The 17,379-nt window shown below is 51.8% G+C and carries 11 protein-coding genes and 1 pseudogene; 9 read left to right on the top strand and 3 right to left on the bottom strand.

Annotated features, from left to right (window positions below; genetic code table 11):
* Window positions 1–323: 323 nt before the first annotated feature.
* The 3 genes from BN874_RS23050 (at window position 324) to BN874_RS20710 (ending at window position 5,788) form a co-directional block, all read left to right on the top strand.
* Entirely contained in the window at window positions 324–2,864 is a 2,541-nt protein-coding gene (locus BN874_RS23050) for a phage NrS-1 polymerase family protein (RefSeq protein ID WP_051498158.1), read from the top strand.
* Window positions 2,865–3,440: 576 nt separating this feature from the next.
* Window positions 3,441–3,932, top strand: a complete 492-nt coding sequence (locus BN874_RS20715) for a helix-turn-helix domain-containing protein (protein WP_034436659.1) — start codon at window positions 3,441–3,443, stop codon at window positions 3,930–3,932.
* Window positions 3,933–4,984: 1,052 nt separating this feature from the next.
* On the top strand, window positions 4,985–5,788 hold the full coding sequence (locus tag BN874_RS20710; protein ID WP_230314510.1) for a helix-turn-helix domain-containing protein: 804 nt from the start codon (window positions 4,985–4,987) through the stop codon (window positions 5,786–5,788).
* A 398-nt stretch (window positions 5,789–6,186) separates the two neighbouring features.
* Here BN874_RS20710 and BN874_RS25940 read toward each other — a convergent pair whose 3' ends face one another.
* Together BN874_RS25940 and BN874_RS26560 are read right to left on the bottom strand one after the other, a co-directional pair.
* On the bottom strand, window positions 6,187–6,495 hold the full coding sequence (locus tag BN874_RS25940) for a hypothetical protein (RefSeq protein WP_034436649.1): 309 nt from the start codon (window positions 6,493–6,495) through the stop codon (window positions 6,187–6,189).
* Between the two features lie 226 nt (window positions 6,496–6,721).
* Window positions 6,722–6,778: pseudogene (locus tag BN874_RS26560) on the bottom strand (hypothetical protein); the annotation flags it as partial.
* 34 nt (window positions 6,779–6,812) lie between these two features.
* Here BN874_RS26560 and BN874_RS25935 point away from each other — a divergent pair.
* From BN874_RS25935 to BN874_RS26250, 5 genes are all read left to right on the top strand, one after another.
* On the top strand, window positions 6,813–11,378 hold the full coding sequence (locus BN874_RS25935; RefSeq protein ID WP_230314509.1) for an A1S_2505 family phage non-structural protein: 4,566 nt from the start codon (window positions 6,813–6,815) through the stop codon (window positions 11,376–11,378).
* A gap of 619 nt (window positions 11,379–11,997) precedes the next feature.
* On the top strand, window positions 11,998–13,290 hold the full coding sequence (locus BN874_RS23045) for a replication initiation protein (protein WP_195912245.1): 1,293 nt from the start codon (window positions 11,998–12,000) through the stop codon (window positions 13,288–13,290).
* Window positions 13,291–13,360: 70 nt separating this feature from the next.
* Window positions 13,361–13,543 (top strand): hypothetical protein, encoded by a 183-nt coding sequence (locus BN874_RS20690; protein WP_034436647.1) that lies wholly within the window; start codon window positions 13,361–13,363, stop codon window positions 13,541–13,543.
* 237 nt (window positions 13,544–13,780) lie between these two features.
* Entirely contained in the window at window positions 13,781–14,008 is a 228-nt protein-coding gene (locus tag BN874_RS20685) for a hypothetical protein (RefSeq protein ID WP_051498156.1), read from the top strand.
* Window positions 14,005–14,346 (top strand): HNH endonuclease, encoded by a 342-nt coding sequence (locus tag BN874_RS26250; protein ID WP_081756564.1) that lies wholly within the window; start codon window positions 14,005–14,007, stop codon window positions 14,344–14,346. The genes BN874_RS20685 and BN874_RS26250 overlap by 4 nt, the downstream gene beginning before the upstream one ends.
* Window positions 14,347–14,820: 474 nt before the next feature.
* Here BN874_RS26250 and BN874_RS20680 read toward each other — a convergent pair whose 3' ends face one another.
* Window positions 14,821–15,417 (bottom strand): nucleotide-binding protein, encoded by a 597-nt coding sequence (locus BN874_RS20680; RefSeq protein WP_034436646.1) that lies wholly within the window; start codon window positions 15,415–15,417, stop codon window positions 14,821–14,823.
* A 915-nt stretch (window positions 15,418–16,332) separates the two neighbouring features.
* Here BN874_RS20680 and BN874_RS24825 point away from each other — a divergent pair.
* Window positions 16,333–17,325, top strand: coding sequence for a putative endonuclease domain-containing protein (locus tag BN874_RS24825; protein WP_154725051.1), 993 nt, complete (start codon window positions 16,333–16,335; stop codon window positions 17,323–17,325).
* Window positions 17,326–17,379: the final 54 nt, after the last annotated feature.

The raw sequence follows: 17,379 nt of genomic DNA, 5'->3' as shown, positions 1-17,379 counted from the left end.
GCCGGTCGGGGCCGTAGACTCGACGACAAAGGGACCACGCTGGAACGAGACGTAACGGCAGGGACGCGGTAAACTACCGGGAGAAGTAAGGGAAAAGGCTCAGGACCGAGCCAGTAGCCCGGCAATTTTGCTGGCCGGGAAGAGGACACAGAGACTGCGACGAAGAAGTGTAGAAACGGGACAGCAAAACGCCCTGCGCAAACAGGGCGGTCTTGGGAAATCAGATGTAGAGCAACCCTAGCCGAGTCACTGAACTACTTTACCGAGTAGCGACAGTGTACTTGATCCGCCCCCAAAGGGCAAGCCTGGACCGAGTCCATTGCATGAATAACGCACACGAAGTATCTGCTGTAAAACCCACTATCCCTGCCGAACTCCGCGCACTGAATCAATGGGTGTGCTGGCGCTACGAAGAACGCAACGGCAAACGTAGCAAGCCGCCGATCAACCCGCATAGCAACGGCAACCCCACTCACGCCAGTAACATCGACCCAACGCACTGGACTGACTTCGATACCGCCGTTGCTGCCGCAGTGCGACTCGGCCTTGAAGGCGTCGGATTATGCCTTACGGAGTCTGACGGGCTGACTGGACTTGACCTCGACCACGTTTACAACCCAGATACAGGTGAATTGACCACCGATGCCGCCGAAGTGGTGGCGCGGTTCGCAGGTGCCTACACGGAAATATCGCCAAGTGGAACGGGTATCCGCATTTGGTGCTACGGCAAGCCGGGCCGGTCGGGAAAGTGCGAAGGCAAGGTCAAGTGGCTTGAGGTCTACAGCCACCCCAGCAGTCGCTATCTGACCGTTACCGGCAACCATTGGACAGGCGCGGCTACTGCGGTCACTGAACAGCAAGAAGCATTGGATTGGTTGCATAGCCGGTTCATGGCGAAAGAGGAAGGGCCGCAGCCGACCGCCACAGAGAAAGACCGGGTGCAGACCGCAGACGACGCGGCAGTGCTGAAGCGGATTCAGGGAAGTGCCCGGTTGAAAGCACTGTGGGAAGGCGACACGTCGGCCTATGATGGTGACACGTCAGGGGCGGACTTAGCTCTGGCTAACGTCCTGGTGCGCTACTGCAAGGGCTGCATCGAGCAAGCCGACCGACTGTTCCGCAAGTCCGGTCTAGGTCTAAAGCGGGACAAATGGGACGAGATTCACGACCCGGCCAATAACCGCACCTACGGCCAGATGACGCTGGACAAAGCGTTGGCATCCTTCCTGGAGCGCGATCCCGACACTATATACGCCGCACTGGACGCCGCTTTGAAGGCGCTGGAAGTGCGTGGGGATGCGGAGGCCAGCGATGAAGCGCGGCAGTTGTTGGGGACGTGGGCACAGAAGCTGACCATCCTCCAGAAAAATAAAGCCCTCCAGTACGAGTTGCTTGTGGATCGGCTGGCGGCGTTGACCGGAGTGGGAAAGCGAACCATCAAAGCAGAGGTCAGACAGGCGGGGGACAACGAAGGGGAAATCAGCGCCGAACAAGTTGCATGGTTAAAACAGTTCGTTTACCTGACCAAAGATAACCTGTTCGCCGACCTGAAAACGGGGGTGTGCCACCCGCCGAAGGCGTTCACCATGCTCGCTGAGCAAGCCCACCCGAATCAGTGGCCGTGCCAAGCCGACATCGCGTTCGCACGGGAGGGCGGGGAACTCCTCCATCACGACACCTATAAACCCGGCCAAGGCCGAATCGTCACCGCCGAATCGGTAGCCGGTATCACCGAGCCGCTGCTTAATACGTACAACGCGCCGATATTGCCCGAGCCTAAGTACGATGCCCAGCAGGAAGCGATGCTGATCGACCATCTGGCGTACTTGGTCGATGGTAATCAGGAGTTTGTCGAATATCTGCTCAACTTCCTTGCAACGCTCGTTCAGTTCCCAGGGCGGCGTATTCATTCCTCCCCCGTTATTATCGGGACGAAGGGCAACGGTAAGTCGTTCGTCGGGGATTTGATGACCGCGCTGCTGGGTAAAAGCAACGTCGGGGTGATTTCCACAGAGGAATTGGCGGGGGCTTTCCAAGACGACTTCGCGGCTAAGCAGTTGCGCGTGGTCGAAGAGATCAAGGTACAGGAAGACCAAACCAGCTTGATGAACAAGCTAAAACCGTGGATTACCAACCCCCGCGTACCGTGCAATCGCAAAGGGCGAGCTAAAATCACGATAGATAACGTCGGGAACTGGATATTCTTCAGTAATTACGAGGATGCTATTCGGATCGAGAACGATGAGCGGCGCTACGCTATCGCCATTAGCCGTGCGCTACCCAAGAAGGGGGATTACTACGAACGGCTATTCCAGACGTTCATCCCTGAGTCCGGGGGCTCGGTTGCGGGGGCGCTGTTCATGCTAAAGAACCGCAATTTGTCCCAGTTCAGCCCCTATGCGCCTGCCATCTTCACAGAAGCCCGCGAAGAGATGATCCAGAACACGCATTCCGCACTGGACCGTCAGGTCGCCGTGTTCAGGCAGGCGATTAAGGATGGGTATTATATACACGGTAACGGTAAGGGAATCCTAGCGAGGGGCATCATCACATTTGATGAATGGGCCGACTTGGTCAAAGCTGCGATGACGTACCCGCAGATGCCGGATAGCTACGGATACACCGCCCCCAAACCACTATCCCCCCACGCTATCAGCAAAGCGGCAGCGAACGCCGGACTGGTTAAGCTCGGGCGGAAGCGGCTCAGCGATGGGCGGAAGCAGATGGTGTATGCGCTGGAGAAGGCGGACTTCTGGCGGGCGCAATCGGAAAGCGCTATCGCTGAATACATCGACACACATCCAGGGGCGGCATCGTTCACAGGGGAGGCCAAAAAGCCCGCAGTCCATGCTACTACGCACTGAACCCCAGCCCTAAACGCCCAACCCGCCGACTTGGCGGGTTTTTTGCGGTTTTTGCCCACGACTTGGGGGGGATGCCCACGACTTGCCCGCGACTTGCCCGCGATAAAAATCCTTATAAATCAACGATGCCCTCAATGCCCTCAACTTATCTATATATTAAGTATATAAATAAATATAAATAAATATAAGCGTGCAGCCCCCTCGCAGCCCCCCCTGTGGAACCTCAGCGAAAAATATAATGTTCCCAGCGTAAGATTTTTCCCGAAAGTCGCGGGCATTGCGTCCACGTTGATTTATAAGGGAAAAAGTCGCGTCCAAGTCGAGTCCCAGTTGCGGGCAGGCCCCAAGTCGAGGGCAAAACCCGCAGTCTCCGCCCCCGCCGCCGCCCCCGGAGCGGTAATCACAACCGGGGGATGTTGCCCTACCTGGTTCTACGCAATTTCTGTGCTGCTGAACCCCCGCGAATCTTTCCAATTTTCAAGCACAATGGCTAATTCACATATTGAGTACATTGAATAGACTTTTTTTACCTTACAGTGGTCTAATTTCCATCGATTATTGCAAAGGATTCGTCAGATGAAGGTAACCGAATTAGCAAAAAAGCTGGGGGTTCACCGGACAACAGTCACTCTCTGGATCAAGCAAGGGATTATCCCCGCTACACGAACGCCAGGGGGTAAACACATCATCGGTTCCGCCGAAGAACTCAAAGCATGGCAAGAGCCGCTAACGAACAACGCTGCCCTTTATCTTTATTATCCACTCCCCGAAACCCTTGATACTGAATCCGAAGTCACTAAACTTCGATTCTTTGCAGAGGCAAATGGCTTTACTATCGACGAAACCGTCATTGAAGGCTCATCCCACGACCAATACCTGCGTAAACAGCTACTACGCCTTTTATCCAAACCCACCCTTCGAACGATCCTTACCACCCGCCAGTCCTTACCCCATGGCTGGAAATTCATGTCCACCGCTTTAGCCGCCGCAGGTCGCCGCTTAATCATCGCCGATGCTGAAAAACATCATGAGCGCGAATACCGGTGGCAATCCCACCAAACCCGATAACCCGCGCCCCATGTCTTTACTCTTAACGAGTGGCTAAAGAGTTTTTTGTATTGACCTGGGCATATTGTGTAGCCGTTTCAGTCCGCGCTGAATTTCGTACTTGGGAATCGGGCGGTAGCGGGATCCAATAAGAGGCAATGGCTAGCCCCAGGGAGAGCGCCAGCAGAATGGTTTGTTTGCGCTGGATAGGCAGGTTCATTAGAGCAGCCTCAGTCAGTGGATTGTTGGTTAGCCTTACCTTACGCAACAACCATGCCTACTCTTGATTGTGAGGTTTTTACATTTCAATGAAGTAGTATTGACCCTCCTCGAACCCGTAGTGAATCACTATCGGGCCATACGCCTCTGCTAACAGTGACCGACTACGGCAGCCCCTCTACGAAACCGATTCAATTTGGCCCGATGGGGAGGGGGGACCCCTTTTTTCAATGTGCCCAAGGGGGAAGGGAGTTGCCGTGAAATATCCGGCTATTTTTGCTACACGATAGCTTTTTAACGAACTATCATTTTTGTCCACACCTTACCGTTAGGAATTCCCTCATGACTCTTTGCCCTGTTGCTCTTGCTGTGGGTTGTCTGAAATGCCCAGTGGTTGGCTTTTGTCCTTTGAAAACGGTTATCGGGGATTTCAAAAAGCTGGAAGAAAGTTTACCCCCGCCAAGTGATTCGACACTGAAAAAATAGCCCATTTTTAGCGTATTGATCATCAGGAGCTGATCAACACGCTTATTGAAAAAAGATTTGCTTCCAAAGGCTGTAGAAGATATACTGTTCGCTGGAGCCTGAGAAACTCCTAAAGGCGGCGACCGCACCCGTTAGATCGCGGTATTTTTTTGCCCTGCCCGTGGTATTTCCATGGTTGGGAGTGCTAAGAAATATCCAATACTTAGCGCCGTTACCTTTATCGGTTCTCAGACTCCCAACCGCCCAAAACTCTTGGGCACTACTCCCTGAGAAAGAGTAAAGGAGACCGTCATGGTCGCTTCATCGTCTTATTCTTGTCTTCTGCAATGCCTAGCTTGTGTCCTCGTTTCCATCCAGGGGACACCATCATGCTAACTTTTCTCGGACAAAGACTCCGCAGTGCCCGTCAGCAAGCTGGTTTAAGCCAAGCTCAAATTGCCACCGCCTGCGGGGTGAGTCAGCCCACCATTTCTTACTGGGAACGACCTTCTGATGCGGATCATTACAATGAATTAGGGCTTGCGTCGCTGGTCATTATTGCGAGAATGACCCGCAAACCGATTAGTTGGTTCCTTGAAGAACAGGCCGCTTTCACTGAACCTGGGATTTACATCACCGTCGAGGAAGTAGAAGCAGAAGCGGAAGCGGAAGCGGGTCGCCAACTGGGAATCATGATCAGTGGCCCAAATGGTGAACCCTATCGTGATCCCCCGGTTGATGCTTATCGCTTACATATAGCCTTGGGTATTGAAATACCCTTTAATGAATGGCTCCAACAAGTACTGGATTCTTACCCCTTCATCGCTGATCGGGACCATTTTGTAGTCCGTAATACCCATTACTGGCATATCGAAGCTGCCAAGGTTTTGGCTCTCTCCCAAAGGACTCCCCGGGGGTTCGCCGTTTGGCGAATGCTCATCCAACTGGGTAAGCATAACCACGATTCTTCGGTACCGGATGTTCAACCCGAAATTCCAATCCCGCAGCGACCCGTAATGGACCCTGTCACCTTGAAAGTGACTCCAACCGAGTTCGTCGAGATTACTTCAAGCTGTCTAAAAATCGCCCACCAACTGGGTTTGCACGGCGCGGATGCCGTCCGTGGGGCCGATCAAGCTGCTTTCCGACTCACTGGTTGTAGCCCACGACAAGTGATGGGCATCGCGGCTTAATTAACAAGGGGCCAAGGAGGGCCTATTTCGCCACGGCCTTGTATGGAGTCTTCTTGCCGCAGCCGGCGCACTCGACCTGGTGGGCATCGAGTTCCTGCTACACCGCTTTCTCAAACCCGGCGTCGACATCAAGACTGCGATGGACGTGGTCAAGCATATCGGCGCGCAAGGTGCGCTCGGTATGGGCGGAGAGGGTGCGACCGAGGCCGTGCAGGAGGTTATCGGCGTCCTCAACAACGAGTGGGACGCCAAGACCGACGTGCCGCTGCTGGATCGGATGACCTCCAAGGAGAATATGTGGCGCTACGCCGAAGCCGGTGTGGCCGGAGCTATTTTTGGCGGGATATTCGGCGGCGCAGGTGGGGCCGTGTCAGGGATGGCAAACAAGCAAGGGAAGGTTACCGGTCCTCCGGGTCCGTCGGAGAGTACTCCACTGGGATCACCACCTGCCGAAGCAGGAACTGGACCTGTTCAGCCCGGCGCTCCTGGTACAGGCGCACCGCCGCTTGGTGAAGCAGCTCCACCTGTCGAACCAATAATTCCAGCCGGTCCATCTGGAGTAACGGAAGCCCCCGAGGCGTCGCTGACGGAACCTCCAGTTGCTCCATCGTCTGCTGAATCCGTTTCAGAACCTGGGCCAGCGGAAATACCACCGACGGTAGAGGCTCCTGCTCCTCCTCTTCCTCCTCCAGGTCGTAAAAGTCCATCCGAAGCCTCCCAAGTGCTGAAGACGGGCGAGCCCGTCGTGATTAAGCCTACGGAGAGTGTAGCGCCCACTGTGGTGGAAGCAACGCCTGCGCCTGCGCCTGCGGCTATGGTGGACCCCCCAGCGGCTAAAGTGGAACCGCCTGCGCCTGTGGCTAAAGTGGAACCGCCAGCGCCTGTGGCTAAAGTGGAACCGCCAGCGGCTAAAGTAGAACCGCCAGCGGCTAAAGTAGAACCGCCAGCGGCTAAAGTAGAAGCGCCTGCGGCTAAAGTAGAAGCGCCTGCGGCTAAGGTGGAACCCCCTGCGCCTGCGGCTAAAGTGGAACTCCCTGCGGCTAAAGTGGAACTCCCTGCGGCTAAAGTAGAAGCACCTAAAACCGAAGCACACTCGGTCGTCTCAGAGCCTCCGCTCTCGATTAAGGCCAATAACCGTGACGACCCCCGCCTCGACGGACTGGTGTTTACCTCAGAGACCGAGGCCAAACCGCTGCGGGATGCGTTGTGGGCGCTCGGGGTGCAGACGGGGATTGAGGATGAAACGCAAACCCCTTTTGCCCTGCACTCCGTCGCCTCCACTACCAAGGGCACAGAGTTTTCACAACGGCAGAGCGGTATTCTGGGCTACGCCCATCTTCACGCGACGCAAAAGGCGCTGGATGCAGTCAACGGGGATACTAAAGCGCTGAAAACCGCGCTGGATGCAGAACCGCATGTGACGGGTATGACCTACGACAGCGCCTATGCTGCCGCGTTAAAAGCAGGGCACAAAGCGGGCTCGTTCGTCGTCGGGATGCGGGGGGGTAAATTCGCCTATGCGCCGCTGAAAGTAGAAGCGGGTAAAGCCCCATCGGCTAAAACAGCGCCTGTAGCACCCGTTGCGAAAGCGCCCGTAGCACCAGCCGTTAAGCCAAAGTCGATGGCGGAGGAAATCCGTACCTCTACAAGAGCTATTTCGCAGGCCATCAAGGACAAGGACGCCCGTAAAGCCGAGCTGATGACTCAGTTTATCGGCGAAAGCTCAACGGACTCTAGCACGGCGGACTACGTAAGATGGGCGGGGGGCAAGGCCAACACGGGCAAGTACAGCGCATCGGATAAGGTCTTCGTCTCTGTCAACGGCAAGCGTGCCGGGCGCACGCCGTTGCTGGTGGATGGGAAACTCAACGGGGCCTATAAGAACCTGCAAAAAGCGGTCGACGCCAAGGCCACAATTCTAGCGGACAACCCTGGGAATCGCGCTAACAACTTCAACAAACAGGGTGGTGAGGCGGACCTAGCAACGTGGTTGACCGCGCAAGGCTACGTCGAGACCCCCGGTAAGGGCGTAGAACCGAGTACGTGGACGCCGGCTAAGGCCGAAGCGCCAACGCCAGCGGCTAAAACCCCGCACTTACGAGTAACCCCGGAGCGTATTGACCAGCTCGGCGCAAATCAGGTGTTCGTATTCGGTTCTAACGAAGCAGGCATTCACGGCAAGGGCGCGGCACTGACCGCTAAACAGAAGTTCGGCGCACAGCAGGGTAGGGGGATAGGCGCACAGGGGCGTAGTTACGCACTGCCTACGAAATCCACCCCTTACGCTACGCTCTCGCTGGAGGCCATCCGCAAGCACGTAGAGGACTTTATTGCCTACGCCAAACAGCATCCGAGCGAAAACTTTTTGGTTACTCGGGTTGGCCTGGGGAATGCAGGGTTAAAGATTTCGGATATAGCCCCCCTTTTTGCCGCCGCGAAGGACATAGAAAACGTCGCACTTCCTCAAGAGGTTAGGGACTTTGTGCCCGTTAAGGCCGAAGCGCCAAAACAACCCTCTTTAGGCCCTGTTGAGCCATCAGCCCTGGTCGCAGAACAAGCGAAGATCACGATTATCGGGTTAATGCCTGTTCCCAAAGCCTACGCCGAAACAATCACAAAGATTCTGAAAAAGGTGCTGACTTATCCGAGTCAGAAGGGGCTTCAGGCTGTTAAGTATTACGGGTTTACCGCCAAAGGATCAGAATGGGGGCAGTGGTTCCCTAATGGAAGTATTTTAACATTCGGTAAGAAGTTCTTAGACCGAGTAAGTAATGGCAGCGTGTCAATAGATGTAGCTGCGCATACCGTGTACCATGAGGTAGGCCACGCCGTAGATAGCTTGGGGGTAGCTACGTATAGCAGCCCTACATCTCCGGCTTGGGCGGTAGACCCGAGTAAAATAGCGGTCGTAAACGGGGAGTTCGTTTTTCAGCCGGGTTGGGGCGGGCCTTTAATAGAGCAGATGTACCGGCTCCATCAGCAGGCGTACTACGCTAAGGAAGCGAACCCGCTACGAGCCGTACACTACCTCCATACGTATGGGTTTCATCAGTTAGAAGCTCTCGTCGTAGACCCAAAGAACGCTGACCTGCGGGCCAACACCATCAAGGAAGTCTTTGCCCAGGCCCACGCCATCTATGCGCTGAATGGGGCCGACCTGGCTAAAGCGGCCCCAGACGTCCATGCTTTTTTCGAGGAGATTTATGAACCTGCCCCCAATGAAAGTGCCCCGGGTGACACATTTGATCGCCGAGTACTGGAAGCGTTTCGGCGTCCACGTGCCGACTCACGCGCCACGCCTGGACAATCTGGAACAAATCCTGGAACGGGCCCTCAGGGCGAACAAGCCCGCCCCGGAGCTCGACCCCAAGCTGTGGAGAGAGGAGTAAGCCCCAAAGAAACAGCGGCTTCCTTGCCCTCCCCCGGGGGGGCGTTTACAGCGCTCACCCAAGAACTTCGCCGTAAGTATGGGTGGGACGATAGATATGGGCACTATACAACGGGCGAACCTACAGCGGCTGAATACGCAGAACTCAGTAAGCTGTGGGACGAGGCTGGATTAGGACGCGCTGAAAACCAACCAGCCGATAGAAATGTTCAAGGACCCGCGCCTGCACGACCCGGGGAATTAGACCCCTCCACACTGACCGAAGCCGACGCTGAAGAGGGGATCAACGCGGCTATCCAGGCTTATTGGAAGTCCCCAACCTACCTAGATAACCCGACCCAGTACAAGATTAACGTCTTGAACAAAGTGCTTCGGGAGAAACAAGGGGGGCTCCTTAACTATGTTCTGAACACGTACAGCCCCCAAGCCAATAAAGCACGGGCTTTGACCGAAGCCGCCGCAAAGAAGCGCCAAGAGGGCACCCCCAAAACTCCGTTCGACTCCAAGCGCCAAAGCCCGACCCCCGGCCAAACCCCAAAGCAGTTCCGCCAAGCCATTCAGCACAAGCTGCTCGACCGGGCCAACGTCCATGTGCTGCACCGCACCACGGACGCCCCGTTCACCGTCGCACCAGACACAGCGGGGCTCTATCTACCCGACGGCTCGTCGTGGTTCTTCACCGAGAACATCGCTCCGGGCGAAGAGTGGGGCAAGGTCTTCCATGAGGTGGGGGCGCACTACGGCCTCGCCCGGCTGGTCGGGCGCGATGCCTATGCCCGCATCCTGAAAGACCTGAAAGGTATGGTGACGGGCGAAGGATTCGCCTCCGTCAAGGAAGCCCACCGTAGAGCCGTCGCAGCGGGCGCTACGGGCGCTGCGGTGTGGCATGAGACCTTGGGCTACCTCGCCGAGATAAGTCCTCGCCATGGGCTTGTACGACGCCTTATCGCCGCTGCTCGCCAGTTCCTGCGGTCTATCGGCCTGGTCGGTAAGTACACTGACGCCGACCTCATCGGGTTGATCCAGACCGCCGCGCTCAAAGAGGGTTTGGAAGGGCGCGTTGGGTTGAGTAAGGGGCAGTTGGCGAGTAAGACGGACCCCCTCTCGGTCCAGCCCATCATCACCGCCCACAAGGGCAAACCGCCGACCACTCTCTACGGCATCTTCGGCTACGGTACGCTGATTGAGGGCGGGTTTACGACCGAGCAGGAAGCGCAAGATGCGCTGAAGAAGGATCGGGCGGAGTATGCGGGGTACGCGCAAGAGAACGCACCGTGGTCCAGCCCGCATTTTAAGAACATCGCGGATGACCTGGATGCGTACTTTGGCACCCGCAAGCGGGAGCAGAAAGACCCGCCCGACGTGGTCAGGAGTGAGGAGCGCCCATTCGCCAATCCGAAGCAGAAAACGACAAAGTTTACGGAATCCCGCGACTACCCGTTGCCCGACACATCGTATGGCGAAAAGATAAAACAACCTCCGCAACGGCCTGTAGACCCAGCAAAGGTGTCTGCGGCCCGTGGTCAGGAAAACGCCCCCAGTCCTCGCCCGATGATCGAAGCCCTGCGCCGGGCCGGGCAACTCCATGCAGAGTCACCGGAAGGGGCGCTGCCTAAAGCGCCTCTTGTGAGCCACCTGCGACCGACCCCGCTGGCCCGGCTCGACTCGCCCGCCCTTGCTGCGCTGGCGAAGTCCCTACGGGCCATCAAGGACCCCGTAGACGCAGCGGCACACGCGCTCTCCCTGATGAGTGCGCCTGAAGCCGATGGCGTTGCACAGCTTCTATCACAGTACGGCAGCATCTTCGCCCGCAATCTCTCTCCCGAACGCACGCTGGGGGCGATTGAGTACCTCTACGCCACCACGCTTCAGCAGTCGGACCAGCTCCGCGCCCTGACCGCGTTCGTCTCCCAGGAAGACCTGCCTCTGCATGAGCATCTCCTGCGGGCGCTGGATGCGTTCGATGGGCTGCGCCGTTCCGACTCCAGCACGGTCGCGGATATTGAGGCCAATATGACTGCGACCGCCGAAGCCTCGACGGCGTTCGGAGCGAAGGCGCAGGACATCGTCGACGGGCTGAAGGCACAAGACCGGGTGAGCGAGGGCATGGGCGACATGCAGGTGCAGAGCCTGTATGAGCGGGAGCGGGTAAGGAGCAATGAAGGACTTCAACGCGGGTTAGAACAACAGACCGTGCGGTGACTTCTTCTTGGAGACCGTCTTTTGGGTTGAGTGAATTCTGGATTGCTGTCGGTTGAATCTCCCTCCTTGCCGAGCCGTCTTTTGGGTTGAGCGGGTTCTTGCGTTGCAGCTTCTGGTTGGAGACGAACCTTGCCGTTTCAACCGTGCGGTTGTTCTTGGTTGCAGACGGTTCCAGTTCCTATGCTCTTGCCGAGCCGTCTTTTGGGTTTTGGTAACGGTTAAATCCTTTCAATTAAGCAATTCTCCGCTCTAAATGATTAAAACTTTAATTTAATCAATATCTTGTTTGATATATTCAAGGATAACCAGCAGATAACAACATGGGGTCAGGGGGGGGTAGCGCCCCTTGTTGTTGTTTGTTTTTATTTTGAATTTGTTTATTATTACGGTGAAAAAATTTGTTAAAAATTAAATACTTATTATTTTTTTATGAGACTTTGAACACGTTACTATGAGACTTTGAACACGTTACTATGAGACTTTGAACACGTTACTATGAGACTTTGAACACGTTACTATGAGACTTTGAACACGTTACTATGAGACAAAAAAAAATATGTCTCGATAAAATAGCCAAATGGGACTACGCTTCACAATTTGTAACGCTATGGTATTGAGCATGGATAACAAGGCGCTGGTAGTACAAAGTAATAGATTGATTGAGGCAAAATATCGCCTGTCAATTGAAGAGCAAAAGATCGTCAAGATTTTAATTTCACGAATACAGAAAGACGATAAAGATTTTCAGGATTACGAATTTCATGTAAAAGATTTGGCGGAATTGCTAGGAATGAATTACGATAATCCTTATGTAGTTTTAAGAAGAATCACAAAAAATTTAATTACAAAACCATTGGAGTTTGAGAACCCAGAAAAAAATGAATTACTACAAGCTGCTTGGTTATCTTCGGCAAGATACCGTACAGGAGCGGGTATTGTATCGTTGCGTTTCGACCCATTACTCAAACCGCTTTTGCTTGAACTTAAATCATACTTTACGAAATATGAATTGGAGAAAATATTGCAGTTTCGTGGGCAATATTCAATTAGATTTTTTGAATTTAGAAAGTCATTTATTGGTAGAAACAAGCATGAAGTAATTTTTACTTTAAAAAAACTATGGGAAATACTGGGACTAAAAAAAGATGAATATAAAATTTTTAGAGATTTCAAAAATAGAGCATTGGAACCCGCTCGATTAGAGTTGTTAGAAAAAACCGGCAAATCATTTACGTGGGAACCCATTAAACAAGGTCGAGGAGGTAAAATTATTAGCGTTCGCTTTATTTTTGATGCGGATACTGATACCACAAACGAAGTAACGCAAGCAGTTCCACAACCGACCGTAGCGACCCCACAAGTACACGGTCTGCCCGATGAAGTACATGGTATCTTAAAGGAGTTATTAGCGTTAGGCATCACTAACAAGGTGGCGCAAGAAATGGTCAATCAGCATACGGATGACCACTTACGAGTAGCAATAGCCCTGACGAATCAGCAAACAGACCTTAAAAATCCAGCAGGATTTCTAATTGAAGCTCTTAATGGAGAATGGCGCAATTCCAAGCAAGAACAAGTCAAGAAACAGCAGCATGAACGTCAGGTAAAAGATGATGTAGAAGCTCGAAAGAAGAACGTGCAACAACTCAAGCGCCGTTTTACGGACTTTCGTAGAGCCGCAGCAGAGTGTGCGTACCAAGAGATTCCTGAACCCTTGATACAGCAATGGCAGGATGAATTCATGCAAACTCAACCGGCTATTTTGCGGAGAAATAAAGTAATAGGGTTTGAGAATCCTCGATTTCGTGCTTTTGTGATGCAAAAACTATCTTTACCCAAATTGGAGGACTTTCTTGAACAAGAAGGAGTTCAGTTGCAGGAGGAGGAAAGAACGTGGTGGAATCAACTCTGAAATTCTCTAAAAATCTTTTAGAATTCCAGCCATTTTACGGTATAAAATCGTTGTTGAAACAGGTAATGCCATGACCCCTGTTGCTATTTTACCTACGGTCGATCCCCGTGGGGATAAGGTTTATCGCGCGATTGCGGGTAACAAACAATCCGTGGGGAAAACTGCCGGTCAAGCGTTGGATGCTCTCACCGATCAGGGGTCCGTGCAGGATACGTGTAAAAAGTTATCACTTCGGATCAAGGTGGAAGTGTGAGTCCTTTCTACCGAACACTGAGTTCAAAAAAACGTTCGTTTTTTCAAACCAGTGCTTTCTTTGTCTGTTTTTCGCTTAAAAGCAGGATTTTCTTGTTCAAAAAAGTGGTTTCTATAATCAAAGTTCAGTTTTCTGAATTTTTATGAGTTTGATAAACATTTATAAAAAACCTTTTTTATCAGATTGATATGGTCTAGTGATAACTTTTTACACGTATCCTGCACGGACCCCGATCAGTTGGATCAATCCAACTTTAGCAGATTACTGCTGATTCCTGGTTTTCAACCCGATGCCCTGTTTACGGCGGATCAACAAAATCGGCTGGCGGACTTGATGAATCAGTGGCGAGCGGCGCGGGATCGCGGTGAGGAACTGCCCGAACCTCAGCAAACAGAACTGGAACACTTGGTTGAAGCGGAATTGACCGCAGCGACCGTGCGGACAATCACGCTGGCGCAGCGATGAATCCGGCTTATCCGCAGGTCAGTGCGCGGGCCGATCATCGATGCGAGTATTGCCATGCCCCGGAACTGATTTTCAATTTTCCGTTTGAAGTGGAACATATCATTCCGCTCGTTCAAGGAGGTAGGGACACGGATGATAATCTGGCACTGGCGTGTCGGTCGTGTAATCTCCACCCAAACATCCGCTCGACGCTTATGGATGCAGTTAGGGTTGTTTCCGGGGTTCGGGGAGCAATGGAACAGCGAACTGATATAAGGAGACATTGCCGACCAGATCAAATTGTTACAGTCATCAGGCAATGGAAGTTCGGTAAATTAACCAAAACGGGTTCTTACTGAACTTTGATTCCACAAACCAGTTTTCTGTGCTGGTTATTCCGCTTTTGCACCCTATGGAAGCGTCCCACCAGCAGGTTCATCAAACCGAAGGTTTTATCGAACCGCTTAAGCCGGTTGACTGTTCCATTGCTCCCCGAACCCTTTTCCCTAATGCGCTGTTAGGTCTATTGCCACTGATGGATGAGCCATACTTGAAGACCTTAATCCAGTCGCTCGCGTATCCAACGATCTAAGAGACTTCCAACCAACTCGCTAAATTCTTTTCTCCCCTCTTGGATCAAGCTAATTTTCACTTGATCATGTAAGGCACGGGGGATATAAATGGTGACTTGTCGATAATCTGGGTGGGTTCTTTTGCCTGGTGGTCTTCCCCTACTTCGGGTTCCAGTGGGTTCAATAGCACGGGTATTTTCTGCTAGGACTACTTCTGAAGAAAGTGTTTTTCTCTGTCCTAGCACTGCATCGAACTTGCTTTTAGCCATTACAAATTTCCTCTCCCACCTTCACATAATCTTGCCAACCCTCTTCCGCCTTTGGGTCATTGACCTCATAAACAGGAATTCCATGGAGAGCCGCTTTCTGGAAGGCTACAAATCGTCGAATCCCGGTTTTGAACATGGGCAAGCCTGCATTGTTGAGTGATGCAACGGCTTCCTCCCCATCCCGGCTGGGTTTAGGGGGAATAATGGTCAGGAGAATGCGGAAACGAGGGGAACCTAGCGGTTCAAGGGCTTCGACAATCAAAAATAGAGCGTCCAGAGACAGGGCATCCGGGGTGCAGGGAATAATCAGCAGATCGCATCCTTCAGCGAGGGCTTGGAGGTCTTCAGCGGTAGGCCGGGCTTGGGTGTCGATAAGGATGTGTTCGTACTCCCTAGAATAGCGGGCCGCTTGGCGCTCGTCACAGACCCTGAACGGCAAACCTTTTCGCTTCGCCCAGCTAGAGGCTGAACGGTTCGGGTCGCCGTCGATCAGCAACGTTTTACCTCGCTTGGAGAAAAATGCCGCAAGATGAACGGCTGAAGTCGTTTTCGCCTGCCCTCCCTTAAAGGAGGCTACGGTGATAATCATTGAAAAATACCCAATATCTTTAATAAGTTATTATCAGAAGTTTGAAACTTCAGATTTTTAAAAATTCAAAATTCCAGAATTTCAAAAATTTGAATATCTGAAATGTTGAACTTTCAACAGCTCAAAAGTAGTTTAGCCAACGTACCTCTCATTGTCACGATGGGCGACGAGGAGGAGCGATTTTGCAGAGCCTTGAAAGGGGCTGTGCGGGTAGCTGGATATTCAAGTATTCAAAATTTTGAATACTTGAATTTTTAAAATTCCAAAATTCACATAACGCCTAATTGGTAGGCTACGAGATGATCTTGACCCTTGGAATCAGAGTTCTGCGCGACTAGGGGGACTCGCTAACGGGTTGACCTGAGCGAACGGGGGTTATAGGTCGACCAGGTTGAATCATGAAGTCGAGTGCTTTCTGCTTCGGTTAAAGAGGACGGTGTCGTCGCAAGCAGTAGGGCTTCGGGGGAAATCGTCGCTCGATCTCCCGTGGCGACGTGAACCGTATCGCTCTCCCCACTGCGGGGGGATTGATCATTAAATGTGTACTTTTTATAGTCAAGTGAATTAGAACTATACAACGCATTGATGGGATTCATAAAGTTGCTCCTGACTCGAAAGAGTTTAGATCATTTTAGATCGAGGTAAAGCAGCTTCAATGCCAACTGGATTTATCAAAGAATTTATTATTTTAACCATTTGAATAAAATCAATAAAATGACTTTCAGTTTCTGAGTCCAGGATGAATCAGAGGGGGTACGGCTATCCAAAATGGCGGGTTCAAATTGGGCTGGTGGGCGAAAGTCTACAATTCTGACTCAATACCCGTATTTTCAGAATTTTTTATGAGTAGAATATGGCAAGTGAAAAAATGATCATTCGTTTCTAAAACTCACTCTATCAATTGGATTTATCAACATGGATTTTGATTTTACTGATTCTCCTTGGCACCAGTCGATTGATAAAGCTGCTTATGCAGCACAGGCGTTGGTTTCCTTTCTTGATCCAAAGCAGGGATTCGCTTCACCATTAGTGCGAACGATATTTCAATATCGGAGTGGATTTGCGTTCACATTACCGACTCCATCCTTTGATATTCCGCAACTAGATCAGCTAAAAGCAGACTGGCTAAGTGCGGTTCTCGCTAAAATTGCGCAGCGCGGTCTTCCTGCACCGTGTAGTCTTAAAATTGAGCGGCATATTTTAAACTATGCCCAGTCAGTTGAAGTGTTGAACTATCAAGAACAAATCAATGGAGGAACTTACCAGTTTCGTTTGAATCCACGGTCGCTTTTTAGGCAGAACTTTAGACAACTGGTTTATGCTGCGCTCTATCCTGAATTGTTGGTTGATGATGACAGCCTAAAAAATTTAATTCAATGTTATCTATCGGTTTCTACTCCACTTGAACAGGATTTGTTCAATCGTCTTCAAACTCGACTTAACGATCCACGATTAGCGTTATTCGTTATACCTCAGCGCCGCATGGAGCATTTGCTTTCCGATGCCTTGCATGATGCACAACGGCCCGATTTCTCGATTGAATTGCCATCTTTTCACAATCAGTATTGCCTCCGACTGGTTTTGGAAGCCGGTGATTTAACCCACCAAGAAACAAATCAAATACGAATAGATCAGAACAGAGATGCCCGATTGATAAAATCGGGATGGCAAGTAAAACGTTTTCGCACTTGGGAATCCGATCAATGGGATGATAATCTGGATCAGGTTGCAACATTTATTCATCAAATCATAACGCCGGATTTGCAAGATGCTATCCATCAACTACGCTCGTTACCCGCTGAACAGAAAAATGCTGTTCAGAATCTTGTTGCTTTGCCGGCGATTGAAGCGCAATTGTTAGTTGCTCTAGCACAATTCATTCGTAAGTATGGTACGGCACAACTATAGCAATCATTTACAGGTTGTGGAATTTTTCAACACACCCTTCTGAAAAATTTATAG

Origin of the sequence: Candidatus Contendobacter odensis Run_B_J11, assembly GCF_000531125.1 — a bacterium.
GTDB lineage: Bacteria > Pseudomonadota > Gammaproteobacteria > Competibacterales > Competibacteraceae > Contendibacter > Contendibacter odensensis.
This window is presented reverse-complemented; position numbering and strand designations above follow the sequence as displayed.